A 16,584-nucleotide genomic window follows, 5' to 3' on the forward strand; every position below is an offset into this window, starting at 1 on the left:
GTGTAGGCGTCGGTGGCGGCGGGCAGGCGGCGCAGGGCCGTCGCGAGGCGGGCTCGCAGGGCGCGGGGCTCCGTGGTCTGTGTCGTCGTCATGCCCTCCACGATCCCGGGCGCACGTTTCCGGTGCGTGACGGACTCAGGCCGTGGCCAAGAACGTCACCGGCCGCTGCTAGACAGGTCCGGTGACCACGACGATCGAGCGTGCCGGGCTGCGCGAGCGCGCCGAAGAGCATCTGCGCGCGCTGGCCGGACCGGACGCCCGGTTGCGCGACGACCAGTGGCGCGCGATCGAGGCGTTGGTCGCCGACCGGCGCCGCGCGCTCGTCGTGCAGCGCACCGGCTGGGGCAAGTCGGCGGTGTACTTCGTCGCCACCGCCCTGTTGCGCGCTGCGGGCGCCGGCCCCACGGTGATCGTCTCGCCGCTGCTCGCCCTGATGCGCAACCAGATCGCGGCCGCGCAGCGCGCCGGCATCAACGCGGCGACCGTCAACTCCGCCAACGTCGACGAATGGCGCGCCACCTACGACGCGGTGGCCGCGGGTGAGGTCGACGTCCTGCTGCTCTCGCCGGAGCGGCTGAACAACCCCGACTTCCGGGAGAACGTGCTGCCGCAGCTGACCGCGTCTTGTGGCCTGCTCGTCGTCGACGAAGCGCACTGCATCAGCGACTGGGGCCACGACTTCCGGCCCGACTTCCGTCGGCTGCGCACCCTGCTGCCCGAACTGCCCACGGGCATCCCGGTGCTCGCCACCACCGCCACCGCCAACGGCCGCGTCGTCACCGACGTCGCCGACGTGTTGGGCCTCGGTACCGCGGCCGAGGACGTGCTGGTGCTGCGCGGCAGCCTCGACCGCGCGTCGCTGCGCCTGGGCGTGGCTGCGCTGCCGTCCACGGCGCACCGCCTCGCCTGGCTGGCCGACCGGCTCGAGCAGCTGCCCGGCTCGGGCATCGTCTACACGCTCACCGTCGCGGCCGCGCAGGACGTCGCCGACTACCTGCGCGGGCGCGGCCTGGCCGTCGCCGCCTACACCGGGCAGACCGAACACGCGGAGCGGCTGGCCGCCGAGGACGACCTGCTCGCCAACCGGGTCAAGGCGCTGGTGGCCACGTCGGCGCTCGGCATGGGCTTCGACAAGCCGGACCTCGGCTTCGTCGTCCACTTCGGGGCGCCGGCGTCGCCGATCGCCTACTACCAGCAGGTGGGCCGCGCCGGCCGCGGCGTGGACGACGCGCAGGTGATCCTGCTGCCCGGCGCCGAGGACCGCGCCATCTGGAGCTACTTCGCGTCCGTCGGCTTCCCGGCCGAGGCGCAGGTCCGCGAGGCGCTGGCCGTGCTCGGCGCGGAGGAGGGCCCGGTCAGCACCGCCACGCTCGAGACCCGCGTCGAGCTCTCCCGCTCGCGGCTGGAAGCCATGCTCAAGGTGCTCGACGTCGACGGCGCAGTGCGGCGGGTCGGCCGCGGCTGGGTCGCCACCGGCGAGCCCTGGCACTACGACGCCGATCGGTACGCGCGGGTCGCGCAGGTGCGCAGCGACGAGCAGCAGGCGATGCTCGACTACCTCGCCACCGACCGCTGCCGGCTGCGGTTCCTGCGCGAGCAGCTCGACGACCCGCACGCCGACGACTGCGGGCGCTGCGACAACTGCGGTGGCCTGCAGCTCGACACCGACGTCGCGGACGCCGCCGTGCACGCTGCCGACGACACGCTGGCGCGCCCCGGCGTGCCCTTCGACCCGCGCCGGATGTGGCCGTCGGCCATGCCGAACCTCGGCGTCGACGTGCGCGGCCGCATAGACGCCGCGCAGCAACCGCTCGCCGGCCGGGCGATCGCCCGGTTCACCGACCTCGGCCTGGGGCAGGCGGTGCGCGCGGTCGCGGACGATCAAGCCCCGGACGCGCCGCTGCCGGGCGAGCTGCTGCGGGCGAGCATCGCGGTGCTCGCCGCGTGGGGCTGGGAACGCCGTCCCGAGGTCGTCGTGCACGTCGGGTCGCGGCGGCACCCGCGGCGGGGCGGCCCCCCCGCCGCGCGGCGGGCCGAGGTCGGCCGGCTGCCGCACCTCGGTGCGGTCGAGCACCTTGGCGCGTCCGCGCAGGGCCGGGCCAACAGCGCGTTCCGGCTGCGCGACGTGTGGTCGGCCTACCGGCTGCCGGGCGAGCTTGCTGCGCAGGTCGCGGGCCGCGCCGTGCTGCTCGTCGACGACGTCACCGACACCGGCTGGACACTCACCGTCGTCGCGCGGGCGCTGCGGATGGCCGGTGCGGAGGTGGTGCATCCGTTCGTGCTCGGCATCGCGGGCTGACGCCGACGGGCCGGACGGCCTGGTCGGCACGACCTGTCACATGTACCGCGGATGGTCTGCGCGCAACAATCCGGTCTCGACGCCGGGGACGCTTGCTGGCGCCGAGACGGCAGGCACTACCGTCTGCCCATCACGTGCCGCGGCGCCCGAGCGGGGGAGTGGCCTTCGCCGGGTGCGGCACGGTCAGGCGAGAGTGAGGGGATCGGTCTTGCGCATCGTGCGTGGGATGAGGGTCGGCGCGCTGGCGGTGACCGCCGCCGTGGCGCTGGCGGCATGTGGCAGCAGCGGCGGCGGCAGCGGCAGTAGCGGCTCGGGTTCGCCGTCCTCGGGCGGGGCGGCTGCAGGCAGCGGCGGCGCGCAGACCAAGAACGTCAAGGTCGGCATGGCCTACGACGTCGGTGGTCGCGGGGACAAGTCGTTCAACGACCTCGCGGCGGCAGGGCTGGACAAGGCGAAGACCACCCTCGGCGTCCAGACGAAGGAACTCGCAGCCACCCAGGGCGAGAGCGAGCAGTCGAAGGAGAGCCGGCTCACGCTGCTGGCCCAGTCGGGTTACAACCCGATCGTCGCCGTCGGATTCGCGTACGCCACCGCGGTGCAGAAGGTCGTGCCGAAGTTCCCGAAGACGCACTTCGCGATCGTGGACGACGCGGGTAACTGCACCACCACGGCGCAGGGCGGCACCGGCGTGCAGCCGAACGTGACCTGCCTGCTGTTCACCGAGAACGAGAGTTCCTACCTGGTGGGCGTCGCCGCGGCGCTCGCGACGAAGACGAAGAACGTCGGCTTCATCGGCGGCGTGAACGAGCCGCTGATCCAGAAGTTCCAGGCGGGCTTCGACGCCGGCGTGCACGTGATCAACAAGTCGATCAAGATCCAGGTCAAGTACCTGACCCAGCCGCCGGACTTCGGTGGATTCAGCGACCCGGCCAAGGGCAAGACCGCTGCGCTCGGCATGTACGCCGCCGGTGCGGACGTGGTCTACCACGCTGCGGGCGGTTCCGGAGCGGGGTTGTTCGACGCCGCGAAACAGGACAACAAGCTTGCGATCGGCGTCGACTCCGACCAGTACCAGACTGCGCCGGCCAACGAGAAGTCCCTGATCCTGACCTCCGCGCTGAAGGGTGTGGACACCGCGGTCTACTCCTTCATCTCGACCGCCGCGAAGGGTCAGTTCAAGGCCGGCGTCCAGCGGTTCAGCCTGCAGGGCAACGGTGTCGGCTACGCAACGTCCAACCCGAAGATCAAGCCCTACGAGGCGACCATCAACAAGTACAAGCAGCAGATCATCAGCGGGCAGATCACGGTGCCGACCAAGCCCTGACCCTGCACGTCCGGACCGGTCCGGGAAGGCGCGGTATAGCGTCTTTCCGGACCGGTCTCGGTTCTCCCGCTTGCACGTTTCCTAGGACGGTGTGGCTACCCGTATGAGCGCTGAATCCGCGGCGTCAGGGCAGGTACCCGCAGCGGCGTCGGCAGGGTCCGACGATGCCGTGGTGCTGCGTGGCATCACCAAGCGCTACCCGGGCGTCGTCGCCAATTCCGACATCGACATCACGGTGCGGCGCGGTCATGTGCACGCGATCGTCGGCGAGAACGGCGCCGGGAAGTCGACGCTGATGAAGACCCTGTACGGCATGCACAAGCCGGACGAGGGGACGATCGAGATCAACGGCTCGCCGGTGCACTTCGGGTCGCCCGGCGACGCGATCCGCGCGGGCATCGGCATGGTGCACCAGCACTTCATGCTCGCCGACAACCTGACCGTGCTCGAGAACATCGTGCTCGGCGCCGAACCCACGCGCGGCGCCCGCCTCGACAAGCGGGCTGCCCGACGCAAGATCATCGAGATCTCCGACGCGTACGGGCTCGGCCTGCGCCCGGACGAGCTCGTCGAGAACCTCGGCGTCGGCGACCGGCAGCGCGTCGAGATCTGCAAGGTGCTCTACCGGGGCGCGCGCATCCTCATCCTCGACGAGCCGACAGCGGTGCTCGTACCGCAGGAGGTCGACGAGCTGTTCGGCAACCTGCGCGAGCTCAAGGCCGAGGGCCTGACCGTGCTGTTCATCTCGCACAAGCTCGACGAGGTGCTCTCCGTCGCCGACGAGATCACCGTCATCCGGCGAGGGACAACGGTCAGCACGGTGGACCCGAAGCAGACCACCGCGCGCCAACTCGCCGAGCTGATGGTCGGCAGCGAACTGCCGGTCCCCGAACTGCGTGAATCGACGATCACCGACACGGTGGCTCTGGACGTCGCCGGGCTGACCGTCCGCTCGGCCGAGGGACGCCCGGTGCTCGACGACATCAGCTTCACCATCCGGCGCGGCGAGATCGTCGGCGTCGGCGGTGTCGAGGGCAACGGCCAGGCCGAGCTCGTCGAGGCGATCCTGGGGCTGCGCCCCGGCGCCACCGGCCGCATCACCCTGGACGGCAAGGACATCTCGGGCTGGTCGACGCGGCGCAGGCGCCGTGCCGGCATCGGCTACATCCCCGAGGACCGGCACCGCCAGGGCCTGCTGCTCGAGGCGCCGCTGTGGGAGAACCGGATGCTCGGCCACCAGACCGAGCGGCCGAACGCCCGCGGGCCGCTCCTCGATGTGCGCGGCGCGAAGCGCGACACCGCGCGCATCGTGGACAGCTACGACGTCCGCACGCCGGGTATCGACGTGACCGCGGCATCGCTGTCCGGTGGCAACCAGCAGAAGCTGATCGTCGGGCGGGAGATGAGCGCCAACCCGCAGGTGCTGATCGCCTCGCACCCGACGCGCGGCGTCGACGTCGGTGCGCAAGCCGCGATCTGGGATCTGTTGCGCACTGCCCGTGCCGAGGGCCTGGCCGTCCTGTTGATCTCCGCTGACCTCGACGAGCTGATCGGTATGTCCGACACGCTGCGCGTCATCCTGCGCGGGCGGCTCGTCGCGGAAATGGATCCGCGCACCGTCACGCCGAGCGAGCTCGGCACAGCGATGACCGGTGCCGACTCGTGAGAGAGCGACTGGGCAGGCTCGGCCTGGGCGTATTCGCTGCGGTGCTGGCCGTCGCCTTCGCCGCGGTGATCACCTCGCTGGTCCTGCTGGCCACCGGGCACGCGCCGATCGGCGCCCTCACCCAGATGGTGGATTACGGCACCGGTGCCGATCAGCTGGCCGCCATCGTCAATCAGGCGACGACGTACTACCTGTCGGCGATCGCGGTGGCGATCGGTTTCCGGATGAACCTGTTCAACATCGGCGTGGACGGCCAGTACCAGTTGGCCGCACTGCTGGCCGCCGCGTTCGGCGGTGAGGTCGCGCTGCCGAACGGGCTGCACCAGATCGCCATCGTCGTGGTGGCCATGTTGGTCGGTTCGGTGTGGGCCGGCATCGCCGGAGTGCTGAAGGTGACCCGCGGCGTCAGCGAGGTCATCTCGACGATCATGCTCAACTTCATCGCGACCGGCGTCATCGCCTACCTGCTGACGCCCAAGCGACTCGGCCAACTGTCCGGCGAGAGCCTGACCACGAAACCCATCGACGGCTCCGGGCAGGTGCGCGGGTTTCCGCTGATTCCGGGGGCGGACACCAAGGTGTACGGCTTGATCGTCCTGGCGATCATCGTCGGTGTCGGCTTCCAGTTGCTGGTGTCGCGCACCCGGTTCGGCTTCGACCTGCGCGCCACCGGGCGCTCGGCGTCGGCCGCGCAGGCCAGCGGCGTCAACGTGAAGAAGATGGTGCTCATCGCGATGCTGCTCTCCGGAGCGGTGGCGGGACTGGTCAACATGCCGGTGCTGCTCGGCGAGGCGCACAACTACTCGCTGAGCACGCCGTCGGGCATCGGCTTCACCGGCATCGCGATCGCGCTGCTCGGCCGCAACAGCCCACTGGGCATCGTTTTCACCTCGCTGTTGTGGGCGTTCCTCGACACCTCGTCGAACATCCTGCAGATCAACAACATCCCGACCTCGATCGTGGCGATCGCCGAGGGCGTCGTCGTGCTGTCCGCGGTCGTCGCCTACGAGCTGGTGCGGCGCTACGGCCTGCGCCTGCAGCAGCGCCGGGTCGGCCGTGAACTGGCTGCGCCACCGGCCGGTGCCGATCCGTTGCCCGCGGACGGTGCGCAGGCATGACGATCCGTGACGCCTCGGCGCAGGCGGTGTCCGACGCGGGGCTGCGTGCAGACCGGCGCGCCGACGTGGTCAACCGCACGCTGACCCGGCTCGTGCTCGCCGCGTTCTTCGGACTCGTCGCCCTCAGCCTCACGCGGGTGATCAGCGGGCAGAGCGACCTCACGTCCGACGGTGCACTCGGCGGCGCCATCAACGCTGCGATGCCGATCATGCTCGCCGGCCTGGGCGGCCTGTGGTCCGAGCGGTCCGGTGTGGTGAACATCGGCCTCGAGGGCGAAATGATCTTCGGCACCTGGTTCGCGGCCGAGTTCGTCTACAAGACCGGCAGTCCGTGGATGCTGCTCGTCGGTGGCCTGCTCGGGGGGCTGATCGGCGGTGTGCTGCACGCGATCGCGACGGTCGGTTTCGGCGTCGACCAGATCATCTCCGGAGTCGCGATCAACCTCTTGGCGCCCGGCGTCACCAAGTACCTGTCCGGTATCTACTTCAACACGCCTGCTGCCCTGAAGGCCGGTGGCGGCCCTACCCAGTCACCGAAGGTCAAGACCTTCTCCACACTCGACTGGCACGCCGCCGACCACTTCCTGACCCGCATCCAGAACCACCACTGGTTTTTGCTCTCCGATCTCGCCGGCCTCGTGAACGGCGTGCTGAGCAACCTCAACCTGTTCACCATCATCGCGCTGCTGCTGATCCCGCTGACCTGGTTCGTCCTGTGGCGCACGTCGTTCGGCCTGCGGTTGCGCTCGTGCGGGGAGAACCCGACGGCAGCCGAGACGCTTGGCGTGAAGGTCTACACGATGAAGTCCACCGCGGTGGTCGTCTCCGGGCTGCTGGCCGGCCTCGGCGGTGCGTTCCTCGTCGAGTACACCGGCATCTATCACGAGAATCAGACTGCCGGGCGCGGGTACATCGGCCTCGCCGCGATGATCTTCGGCAACTGGCGGCCGGGCGGGCTGCTCGCGGGCTCCAGCCTGTTCGGCTACACGGATGCGCTGCAGCAGCAGTTCTCCGACAAAACCGTGCACGCACTGCTGTTGCTGATCGCGATCGTGCTGTTCGCAGTAGCGGCGTACGCCCTGTTCCGCCGACATCTCCGTCAAGGGATTGTCGCGCTGGTGGCGGCCGCGCTGCTGCTGATCTGGTACCTGACCACCGACAGCATCCCTGACGAGTTCGCCACCTACAGCCCGCAGATCATCACCTTGTTCGTGCTGGCCATCGCGTCGCAACGGTTGCGCATGCCGGCGGCCGACGGCTTGCCGTGGCGGCGCGGGCAAGGGGCCTGACCCCGCCGTGCGGCTCGCTACCGAACTGGACCTGACGGCCCCCGACGTCGTCGCGGACCCGTACCCGCACTTCGCCGCGGCGCGGGCCGACGGTGCGGTGCAATGGCACGACGGCATGCAGATGTGGCTGACGTTCACGCACGCCGCGGCCAGTGCGGTGCTGCGCGCGCGTTCACTCGGCCGGCTGTGGGCGCCGCGCTGGCCGAGCGTCCCGATGCCTGCCTTCGACTTGATCCACGTCAACTCGCTGCTCGAGAACGAACCGCCGACGCACACTCGCCTGCGCCGACTGATCGCCGCGGCGTTCGCGCGCGGACACGTCGAGCGGCTGCGCCCGCGCATCGCCCGACTGGCCGAGCGGCTCGCCGATGGCGTGGCCGAGGCCGGCGGCGGCGGCGCCTCCGTCGACCTCATCGCGCACTACGCCGAGCCGCTGCCCGTCCAGGTCATCGCCGAACTGCTCGGCGTGCCCGAGCCCGACTGGCCGCTGCTGCGTCCGTGGTCGAACGCCATCGTGAAGATGTACGAGTACGCGGTGTCCGACGCGCAGCGCGCGGCTGCGGAGCAGGCCTCGGCCGAGTTCGTCGCCTACCTGCGTGCACTGGTGGCCGAACGCCGCCGCACGCCCGGCGACGACCTCGTGTCGTCGCTGATCGCGGAGACCGACGCCGACGGTGCCCGGTTGAGCGAGGACGAGCTCGTCACCACCTGCACGCTGCTGCTCAACGCCGGTCACGAGGCAACGGTGAACGTCGTCGGCAACGGCGTCACGGCGCTGCTGCAGCACCCGGACCAGCTCGGCGCACTGCGCGCCGACCCCGATCTGGTGCCGAGCGCGGTGGAGGAGTTGATCCGCTTCGACTCACCGCTGCAGCTGTTCGAGCGCACCGCCGTGGCCGATACGCAGATCGGTGACGTCGTCGTCCCCGCCGGGGTCAAGATCGCCGCGCTGCTCGGTGCCGCGAACCGCGATCCCGCGGTGTTCGCCGACCCGGACCGCTTCGACGTCGGACGCCGGGACAACCCGCACCTCGGCTTCGGCGCCGGCATCCACTTCTGCGTCGGCGCGCCGCTGGCCCGCGTCGAATTGCAGAGCTCACTCGGCACGCTGCTGCGCCGCTTCCCGCGGCTCGCGCTCGCCGAGACGCCCGTGCGGCGGCCGGAGTTCGTGATCCGCGGCGTGCGCTCGCTGCAGGTCACTACCGAAGGAGCGACCGGATGACCGAGATCGACTGGCCGATGTTGCGGCGGGCCGCCGTCGAGGCGATGGGCCGCGCGTACGCGCCGTACTCGCAGTTTCCGGTCGGTGCCGCGGCGCTCGTCGACGACGGCCGGGTCGTCGTCGGCTGCAACGTCGAGAACGCGTCCTACGGTGTCGGGCTGTGCGCGGAGTGCGGCCTGGTGTCGGCGCTGCACGCGACGGGCGGCGGCCAGCTCGTCGCGTTCGCGTGCGTCGACTCCCACGGGTCGGTGCTGATGCCGTGCGGGCGGTGCCGGCAGCTGCTGTGGGAACACGGCGGCCCGGACCTGCTCGTCGACACCGCCGAGGGTACGAAGACGATGGCCGAGGTGCTGCCGCTCGCGTTCGGCCCGGCGGACCTGGCGTGAGCGAGGCGTTCGACACCGGTCGCGGCAGCGAGCCGTTCGACACCGTCGACGTCATCCGGACCAAGCGCGACGGCGGCACGCTCGACGACGCACAGATCGACTGGGTGATCGACGCCTACACCCGCGGCGCGGTCGCGGACGAGCAGATGTCGGCGCTCGCGATGGCGATCCTCCTGCGTGGCATGTCCGGTGCCGAGATCGCCCGCTGGACCGCCGCGATGATCGCGTCGGGGGAGACGCTCGACCTGTCGTCGGTCACCCGCCCGACCACGGACAAGCACTCGACCGGCGGCGTCGGTGACAAGATCACGCTGCCGTTGGCGCCACTGGTCGCTGCGTGCGGGGCAGCCGTCCCGCAGCTGTCCGGCCGCGGCCTGGGCCACACCGGCGGCACGCTGGACAAGCTCGAGTCGATCCCCGGCTGGCGCGCGCAGCTGTCCAACGACGAGTTCCTGCGCCAGCTCGGCTCGGTCGGCGCGGTGGTGTGCGCGGCGGGGGACGGACTGGCGCCCGCGGATCGCAAGCTCTATGCGCTGCGCGATGTCACCGGCACCGTCGAGGCGATCCCGCTCATCGCGTCGTCGATCATGAGCAAGAAGATCGCCGAGGGGTCGTCGGCGCTGGTGCTCGACGTGAAGGTCGGCACCGGCGCATTCATGAAATCGGTCGACGACGCGCGCGAGCTGGCCCGCACGATGGTCGCGCTGGGCACCGAGCACGGCACGCACACGGTCGCGCTGCTCACCGACATGTCGACGCCGCTCGGCCTGACCGCGGGCAACGCGCTGGAGGTGCGCGAGTCGCTCGAGGTGCTCGCCGGCGGCGGCCCGAGCGACGTCGTGACGCTGACGCTCGCGCTCGCCCGCGAGATGCTCGCCGGTGCGGGGCTCGTCGACGTCGACCCCGCGGACGCGCTGCGCGACGGACGTGCCATGGACGTCTGGCGCGCGATGATCACGGCGCAGGGCGGCGATCCGTCGGCGGCGCTGCCGGTCGCGCGCGAGACGCACACCGTGCCGGCGCCGACGTCCGGCACGGTGGCGCGGCTCGACGCCCTGGCCGTCGGGGTGGCTGCGTGGCGGCTCGGCGCGGGCCGGGCGCGCAAGGAGGACGCGGTGTCCGCTGGTGCCGGTGTGGTGCTGCACGCCAAACCCGGCGATACCGTGCAGGCCGGTCAGCCGCTGCTCGAGCTGCACGCCGACGACGCCGGCCGCTTCGACCGCGCGCTCGACGCGCTGCACGGCGCCTACGACATCGGCACGGTGTACGAGCCGTCCCCCCTGATCCTCGACCGCATCGCCTGACCCCCGCCCTGTTCGCTTCTTGCATGCCGAGATGACCAAATTCCGGCCCGGAATTTGGTCATCTCGGCATGCAAGAAGGGGCTGGGGCACCGTCGGCGGAGGGTGACAGGATTCGGGTATGACGACGCTCGGAGCCATCTTCCCGCCCGATCAACCACCGGAACAGCTGCGCGCCGTGGCGCAGGCCGCGGACGCCGCGGGGCTCGAGCAACTGTGGGTGTGGGAGGACTGCTTCCGCGAGGGCGGCATCGCGAGCGCCGCCGCCGCGCTGGCCTGGACCGAGCGGTTGACGCTCGGTATCGGATTGCTGCCGGTGCCGCTGCGCAATGTCGCGCTCACCGCGATGGAGATCGCGACCATCGAGCGCACGTTCCCCGGCCGGTTCGTCCCGGGCATCGGCCACGGCGTACTCGACTGGATGGGTCAGGTGGGCGCGCGCGTGGAATCACCGATGGCGCTGCTGCGCGAATACACCGAGGCGCTGCACGCGCTGCTGGCCGGCGAGACGGTCACGACGTCCGGCCGCTACGTGCGCCTCGACGGCGTCGCGCTCGACTGGCCGACGCGCCAGGCTCCGCCGCTCGTGGTGGGCGGCCGCGGGCCGAAGACCGTCGCCGTGGGCGGCGAGCTCGCCGACGGCGTCATCCTCGACGAGCAGGTGGACGACGATGCCGTCCGCGCCGCCCTGCCCGGTTACCTCGCGGCGCGCTCGGACTCCGGTCGCGACGGCGCTGGGAACGTCGTCGTGTTCCGCGGCGTCCCGGCCGACGAGCCCGCGCAGCGCACCGCCGAGCGGGTCACTGCACTCGCCGAGCTGGGTGTCACCCACGTGCTGCTGCGCTCGCTCGCCGACGACGTGCCGCTCACCGACTTCGTGCAGCGGGTCGCGCACGAGGTGCGCCCGCTCGTGCCGTGAAGCCAGATCGATAACGTGACCTCATGCCGACCCCGCTGACCTTCGAGTCCATCCGCACCGCGCCGAAGGTCCTGCTGCACGACCATCTCGACGGCGGCGTGCGGCCGGCGACGATCATCGACGAGGCCCGCCGCATCGGCTACGACGCGTTGCCCAGCTACGACGTCGACGAACTCGCCGCATGGTTTCGCGAGTCGGCCGACTCCGGGTCGCTGGTGCGTTACCTCGAGACGTTCGTGCACCCGGTTGCGATCATGCAGACCGTCGAGGGCATCACCCGCGTCGCGCGTGAGTGCGTCGAGGACCTCGCGGCGGACGGTGTCGTCTACGCCGAGGTCCGGTGGGCGCCCGAACTGCACGTCGACAACGGGCTCACCCTCGAGCAGGTCGTCGAGGCGGTGCTCAACGGGTTCGCCGAGGGCACCGCCAACGCGGCCGCCGCGGGGCAACGCATTCAGGTCGGCGCGATCGCGACGGCCATGCGACACGCGGCGCGGTCGCTGGAGATCGCCGAGCTCGCGGCGCACTACCGCGACTCCGGCGTCGTCGGCTTCGACATCGCCGGCGCCGAGGCCGGCTACCCGCCGTCGCGCCATCTCGACGCCTTCGAGTACCTGCGGCGGGAGAACTTCCACTTCACCATCCACGCCGGCGAGGCGTTCGGGCTGCCGTCCATCTGGGAGGCGATCCAGTGGTGCGGCACCGACCGGCTCGGGCACGGTGTGCGCATCGTCGACGACATCGTCGCGGACGACACCGGCACCACCCGCGAGGGCGCCCGGCTGGGCCGGCTCGCGCAGTACGTGCGGGACAAGCGCATCCCGCTGGAGATGTGCCCGTCGTCCAACGTGCAGACCGGCGCGGCCGCGTCGATCGCCGAGCACCCGATCGGCCTGCTGCGTCGCCTGCACTTCCGGGTCACCGTGAACACCGACAACCGGCTGATGAGCGGTACGTCGATGACCCGCGAGATGTTCTTGCTGAGCGAGGCGTTCGGCTACACCTGGGCCGACCTGCAGTGGTTCACCGTCAACGCGCTGAAGAGCGCATTCATCGGCTTCGACGAACGCCTGGCGATCATCAACGACGTCGTCAAGCCCGGTTATGCGGCGTTGATGGGCTGACGCGCTACCGCAGCAGGCCGAACGCCTGCTTGGCCTGCAACACGCGCAGTGCGGCCGCGTCGACGAGTGTGCGGAAGGTTTTGTCGCTCGTCGCCCGCGCCACCAACGCGTCGCACATCTCACCCGCCTGCGACGCGTCGACGGTAAGCACCATGTCGCCGCCGGCTGCGACGAAACGCACCGCTCGTTCGCCGGGGGAGTAGCGCGCCACCTGCTTCGCCGCGCCCACGTCGTCGCTGATCACCACGCCGCGAAAGCCGAGTCGCTCGCGCAGCATCCCGGTGACGATCGGCTGTGAGAACGCCGCGGGTGTGCCCGGATCAAGTTGGCGGTAGATCGCCGTCGACATCATCACGAACGGGACGTGCGCCTGCACCGCGGCACGGAACGGCGCGAGGTAGGCGTCGTTCCGGGTGGTCGCGGTGTCGGTGACGCCGGCCGTCGTGTCGGTGTTGCCGGCGACCCGGCCGAGGCCCGGGAAGTGCTTGGCGGTCGCGGCGACGTGCGCTGCGGCGAGGCCACGCAGTACGGCGACTCCGTGCGTGCTCACCGCGTCGGGATGCCGGCCGTACTCGCGGTCGAGGTCGCCGATCGGCGGGTTGTGCGTGGTGCCGGGCGGGACGGTGTCGAGCACCGGTGCGAGGTCGACGTCCACGCCCGCCCGCCGCAGCTCGTCGCCCCACTGCTGCGCATCGTGCTGCAGTGTCGACGGCGTCAACGCGCCCTGTGCGACGGCGCTCGGCACGCGGGTGAACCCCGCGCCCTGTAGCCGCTGCACCTGCCCGCCCTCCTGATCGGTGGCGATGAGCAGCCCGACGTCGCGTGGCGCGAGGCGCCGCAGCCGGTCGGTCACGTCCCGCGTCGTGCTGACGCCGGCCGTGCTGGTGCCGTCGAGGATGACCGCGCCCACGTGGTGGGCCTCGACGGCTGTGCGCGTTGCGCCGCCGACGGCGGTGGACGGCGAGTCCACCATCAGCAGCTGACCGACGCGTTCACGCAGGCTCATCGCGTCAAGCGCCTGCTGCGCGGCCGGCCTCGGTGCCGGTGCGCGGGAACTGGCCGTCGGGCTGTGGGGCGACGACGCGGGCGGCTTGGTGGACGATGGTGGACGCGACGGCGTCGACGAACCGCCGCCGGAACCGTCCGTGCACGCCGCGAGCGCGGCCAGCACGGTCGCGGCCAACACGGCGACCCCGGCGGTGGAGCGGATCAGTCCGCCTTCTCGAAACACGACTCGATCTCGTCGACCAGCGCGCGCCAGTCGTCACGGTCGACGCGCGGTCCGTCGAGCACCTCGACGTCGTCGTGCAGTCCGCAGAAGTCCGCGAGCTGGCGGGCGACGGCCACCGCATCCGGCGTCGGCTTGCGCAGGTCGAAGCGGGCGTCGTCCTCCGGCGTGAACTCGGCGTCGTCCTCGACGTCGGCCAGCTCGTTCCACCACTCGAGCTTCATCAGTCGGTGACCCTTGGCCGTGCGGCAGTAGTCGGCGAGGTCGGCGACCGAGGTGAACACGGCGACCCGTTCGTCGCCGCCGATGAACGCCATCTCGGTGTTCGTGCTGGATGCGTCGACGAGCACCTCGCCGCGGACGGTGTAGTACGTCGTGTCCTGGACGACGAGCTCGATCGGTTGCGCGCCGACCCGCGCCCACAGCGCCTCCTCGTCGAGGATCTCGGCGTCTTCCTCGTCGTACTCGCCCTGCCAGTTGAGCCACGAGTCGACGCGGTTGATCGCCCGCTCCCACGAGTCGGCGATGGTGTCGCCGAGCTCGTTCCAGCGCTTGCGGCCGTCCTTGCCCTGGTAGCTCACCTCGTCGTCGGTCAGCTCGGCGTACTCCGGCGTGTCCTCGACGAGCCGCCGCAGCGCGCCGTCGTCGCAGCAGTCGGCGATCTTGGCGACCATGTCGACGACGTTGGCCAGCGCGGACACGTGCACCGGGTCGGGTTCGTCGCCTGCCCACTCGTACACGGCATCGAGGTCGTAGTGGTCATCGCCGTCCGGACGCAGCTCGGCCGGCGTCGACTTCAGCACCTGGCCCCAGCCGGGGTGATCGGACAGGTCGTTCTCCTCGCCGGACGTGATGAACGTGGCGAGTTCGTCGGCGTTCGGGTAGAGCAGAATTTTGGCGCCGTCGCCGAGGAAACCGTGCCACTCGTCCCCGTCCTCGTCCTCCCAGGGCGGCGCCCACAGGGTGAGGCCGGTGCGGCCGTTGACGGTGAGGGTGATCGGGACGATCGAGGCGGCGGAGCTCGTCATACGCGCGAACCTACCTGCCAGGACCCGGGTCTCGGATGCCGCCCGAAGTCCGGTCGAGGTCGGAATTGTCGTCGGCAGGGTCCATGATCTACGGCATGAGCGAGAACCGCGTGCCGTTCACCGGCAACCTGCGCACCCTGTGGGCCGACGCGTCGGTCGTCGGCCCCCTGGACACCGCCGCCGAGGTCACGGCCACGCTGGTGCTACGCCGGCGCGCCGAACCCGATGACGCCGCGTTCGACGCAGCTCCGCTCACGGTGGACGAGCTCGCCGAGCGCTACGGCGCCCAACCCGACGATCTGGAGGCGGTGCGTGCCGCCGTGACCGCCGCGGGCGCCGAGGTCGTCGCGGCCGACGCCGGCACCCGGTTGGTGCAGGTGCGCGGAGCGGCGCAGGCGGTCAACGCGCTCTTCGGTACCGAGTTGCGCGAGGTGCGGCTGGCCGACGGCGCGTCGGCCTATCAGCCGAACGGCGAGCTCGCGTTGTCCGCCGAACTCGGCGGCCTGCTGGTCGGTGTGCTCGGCCTCGACAACCGGCCGCAGGCGGCGACGCGCTATGCGGTCGCCGGTGCCGCCGCGGCCACGTCCGGCTACACGCCGCTGCAGATCGCCCAGGCCTACGATTTGCCGCCCTCGGACGGCGCCGGGCAGACGATCGCGATCATCGAGCTCGGCGGTGGGTTCGCGCAGTCCGACCTGGACGCGTACTTCGCGGAGCTGAAACTGACGTCGCCGAAGGTCACAGCGGTGGGCGTCGACGGCGCGACGAACGTCGCGGGCAAGGACCCACAAGGTGCCGACGGGGAGGTGCTGCTCGACATCGAGGTCGCGGGCGCCATCGCGCCCGCTGCGGCGCAGGTCGTGTACTTCGCGCCGAACACCGACAGCGGGTTCCTCGACGCCATCACGCAGGCGGCGCACGCCACGCCGGCGCCCACCACGATGAGCATCAGCTGGGGGCAGAGCGAGGACCAGTGGAGCGCGTCGGCGCGCACGGCGATGGACAACGCTTGCGCCGACGCCGCATTGCTCGGCGTCACGGTGACGGCCGCGGCGGGTGACAACGGCAGCACGGACAACCAGTCCGGCAGCGCGCCGCACGCCGACTTCCCGGCGTCCAGCCCGCACGTGCTCGGCTGCGGCGGCACGCATCTGACCATCGATTCAAGCGGCACGGCATCGGCCGAGACGGTGTGGGACGACGGCGGCCAGGGCGGCGCCACCGGCGGCGGCATCAGCGACGCCTTCCCGGTGCCGGCGTACCAGAAGCAAGCGGGCCTGCCCAAGCGCGCCGGTGCCGGCGGCAAGGTCGGCCGGGGCGTGCCGGACGTCGCGGGCGACGCCGATCCGCAGACCGGCTACAAGGTGCGTGTCGACGGCACCGACACCGTGTTCGGCGGCACCAGCGCCGTTGCGCCCCTGTGGGCAGGGCTCATATGCCGGCTCGCCGCGGAACTGGGCAAGCCACTGGGGCTCGTGCACACCAAGCTGTACGCCGGCGCGACGGCCACTGCCTCGCCGCCCGGCTTTCGCGACATCACCGAGGGCAGCAACGGCGCGTACTCCGCGGATGCCGGCTGGGACGCGTGCACCGGCCTCGGCGTGCCCGACGGCGCGAAGCTGCTCGCTGCCCTACGCGCGGCGAAGTAGCCGGTTCGCCGGCCGCGGTGCTTCGGACAGC

Annotated in this window: 14 protein-coding genes; 11 read left to right on the forward strand and 3 right to left on the reverse strand. The window is 71.2% G+C overall.

Features of this window, described 5'->3' with window-relative positions; translation table 11 throughout:
* Nucleotides 1-181 precede the first annotated feature (181 nt).
* The 10 genes from ACFFCN_RS00175 (at nucleotide 182) to ACFFCN_RS00220 (ending at nucleotide 12,648) form a co-directional block, all read left to right on the forward strand.
* Entirely contained in the window at nucleotides 182-2,299 is a 2,118-nt protein-coding gene (locus ACFFCN_RS00175; protein WP_375488518.1) for a RecQ family ATP-dependent DNA helicase, read from the forward strand.
* A gap of 226 nt (nucleotides 2,300-2,525) precedes the next feature.
* Nucleotides 2,526-3,623 (forward strand): BMP family protein, encoded by a 1,098-nt coding sequence (locus ACFFCN_RS00180; protein ID WP_375488520.1) that lies wholly within the window; start codon nucleotides 2,526-2,528, stop codon nucleotides 3,621-3,623.
* A 103-nt stretch (nucleotides 3,624-3,726) separates the two neighbouring features.
* Entirely contained in the window at nucleotides 3,727-5,289 is a 1,563-nt protein-coding gene (locus ACFFCN_RS00185; RefSeq protein WP_375488522.1) for an ABC transporter ATP-binding protein, read from the forward strand.
* On the forward strand, nucleotides 5,286-6,407 hold the full coding sequence (locus tag ACFFCN_RS00190; protein WP_375488524.1) for an ABC transporter permease: 1,122 nt from the start codon (nucleotides 5,286-5,288) through the stop codon (nucleotides 6,405-6,407). Before ACFFCN_RS00185 ends, ACFFCN_RS00190 begins: the two co-directional genes overlap by 4 nt.
* Nucleotides 6,404-7,696 carry an ABC transporter permease gene (locus ACFFCN_RS00195; protein WP_375488526.1) on the forward strand — a complete coding sequence of 431 codons (1,293 nt, stop codon included), beginning with the start codon at nucleotides 6,404-6,406 and terminating at the stop codon, nucleotides 7,694-7,696. Before ACFFCN_RS00190 ends, ACFFCN_RS00195 begins: the two co-directional genes overlap by 4 nt.
* Nucleotides 7,697-7,703: 7 nt before the next feature.
* Nucleotides 7,704-8,918, forward strand: a complete 1,215-nt coding sequence (locus ACFFCN_RS00200; protein ID WP_375488528.1) for a cytochrome P450 — start codon at nucleotides 7,704-7,706, stop codon at nucleotides 8,916-8,918.
* Nucleotides 8,915-9,304, forward strand: a complete 390-nt coding sequence (locus ACFFCN_RS00205) for a cytidine deaminase (RefSeq protein WP_375488530.1) — start codon at nucleotides 8,915-8,917, stop codon at nucleotides 9,302-9,304. Before ACFFCN_RS00200 ends, ACFFCN_RS00205 begins: the two co-directional genes overlap by 4 nt.
* On the forward strand, nucleotides 9,301-10,608 hold the full coding sequence (locus ACFFCN_RS00210; protein WP_375488532.1) for a thymidine phosphorylase: 1,308 nt from the start codon (nucleotides 9,301-9,303) through the stop codon (nucleotides 10,606-10,608). Before ACFFCN_RS00205 ends, ACFFCN_RS00210 begins: the two co-directional genes overlap by 4 nt.
* A gap of 118 nt (nucleotides 10,609-10,726) precedes the next feature.
* Nucleotides 10,727-11,524 (forward strand): LLM class flavin-dependent oxidoreductase, encoded by a 798-nt coding sequence (locus ACFFCN_RS00215; protein ID WP_375488534.1) that lies wholly within the window; start codon nucleotides 10,727-10,729, stop codon nucleotides 11,522-11,524.
* A gap of 23 nt (nucleotides 11,525-11,547) precedes the next feature.
* The gene (locus ACFFCN_RS00220) at nucleotides 11,548-12,648 is read left to right on the forward strand and encodes an adenosine deaminase (RefSeq protein ID WP_375488536.1); all 1,101 of its coding nucleotides are present in this window, start codon (nucleotides 11,548-11,550) and stop codon (nucleotides 12,646-12,648) included.
* Nucleotides 12,649-12,652: 4 nt separating this feature from the next.
* Here ACFFCN_RS00220 and ACFFCN_RS00225 read toward each other — a convergent pair whose 3' ends face one another.
* The 3 genes from ACFFCN_RS00225 to ACFFCN_RS00235 are packed head-to-tail and all read right to left on the reverse strand — an operon-like array spanning nucleotide 12,653 to nucleotide 14,904.
* Complete coding sequence (locus ACFFCN_RS00225) at nucleotides 12,653-13,654, reverse strand: glycoside hydrolase family 3 N-terminal domain-containing protein (RefSeq protein ID WP_375488538.1); 1,002 nt, start codon at nucleotides 13,652-13,654, stop codon at nucleotides 12,653-12,655.
* 4 nt (nucleotides 13,655-13,658) lie between these two features.
* Nucleotides 13,659-13,799, reverse strand: coding sequence for a hypothetical protein (locus ACFFCN_RS00230; RefSeq protein ID WP_375488540.1), 141 nt, complete (start codon nucleotides 13,797-13,799; stop codon nucleotides 13,659-13,661).
* Between the two features lie 58 nt (nucleotides 13,800-13,857).
* Nucleotides 13,858-14,904, reverse strand: coding sequence for a hypothetical protein (locus tag ACFFCN_RS00235; RefSeq protein ID WP_375488542.1), 1,047 nt, complete (start codon nucleotides 14,902-14,904; stop codon nucleotides 13,858-13,860).
* Nucleotides 14,905-14,999: 95 nt separating this feature from the next.
* Between ACFFCN_RS00235 and ACFFCN_RS00240 the strand changes: the two genes are divergently transcribed.
* Nucleotides 15,000-16,553 (forward strand): protease pro-enzyme activation domain-containing protein, encoded by a 1,554-nt coding sequence (locus ACFFCN_RS00240; RefSeq protein ID WP_375488544.1) that lies wholly within the window; start codon nucleotides 15,000-15,002, stop codon nucleotides 16,551-16,553.
* Nucleotides 16,554-16,584: the final 31 nt, after the last annotated feature.

The organism is uncultured Jatrophihabitans sp. (genome assembly GCF_964246335.1).
Classification (GTDB): Bacteria; Actinomycetota; Actinomycetes; order Mycobacteriales; family Jatrophihabitantaceae; genus Jatrophihabitans.

Bases quoted from the DNA above. Each gene is read 5' to 3' on its own strand.
- ACFFCN_RS00180 (WP_375488520.1), top strand. From the start codon at position 2,526: ATGAGGGTCGGCGCGCTGGCGGTGACCGCCGCCGTGGCGCTGGCGGCA.
- ACFFCN_RS00205 (WP_375488530.1), top strand. From the start codon at position 8,915: ATGACCGAGATCGACTGGCCGATGTTGCGGCGGGCCGCCGTCGAGGCG.
- ACFFCN_RS00225 (WP_375488538.1), bottom strand. From the start codon at position 13,654: ATGAGCCTGCGTGAACGCGTCGGTCAGCTGCTGATGGTGGACTCGCCG.
- ACFFCN_RS00220 (WP_375488536.1), top strand. From the start codon at position 11,548: ATGCCGACCCCGCTGACCTTCGAGTCCATCCGCACCGCGCCGAAGGTC.
- ACFFCN_RS00235 (WP_375488542.1), bottom strand. From the start codon at position 14,904: ATGACGAGCTCCGCCGCCTCGATCGTCCCGATCACCCTCACCGTCAAC.
- ACFFCN_RS00195 (WP_375488526.1), top strand. From the start codon at position 6,404: ATGACGATCCGTGACGCCTCGGCGCAGGCGGTGTCCGACGCGGGGCTG.
- ACFFCN_RS00215 (WP_375488534.1), top strand. From the start codon at position 10,727: ATGACGACGCTCGGAGCCATCTTCCCGCCCGATCAACCACCGGAACAG.
- ACFFCN_RS00185 (WP_375488522.1), top strand. From the start codon at position 3,727: ATGAGCGCTGAATCCGCGGCGTCAGGGCAGGTACCCGCAGCGGCGTCG.
- ACFFCN_RS00240 (WP_375488544.1), top strand. From the start codon at position 15,000: ATGAGCGAGAACCGCGTGCCGTTCACCGGCAACCTGCGCACCCTGTGG.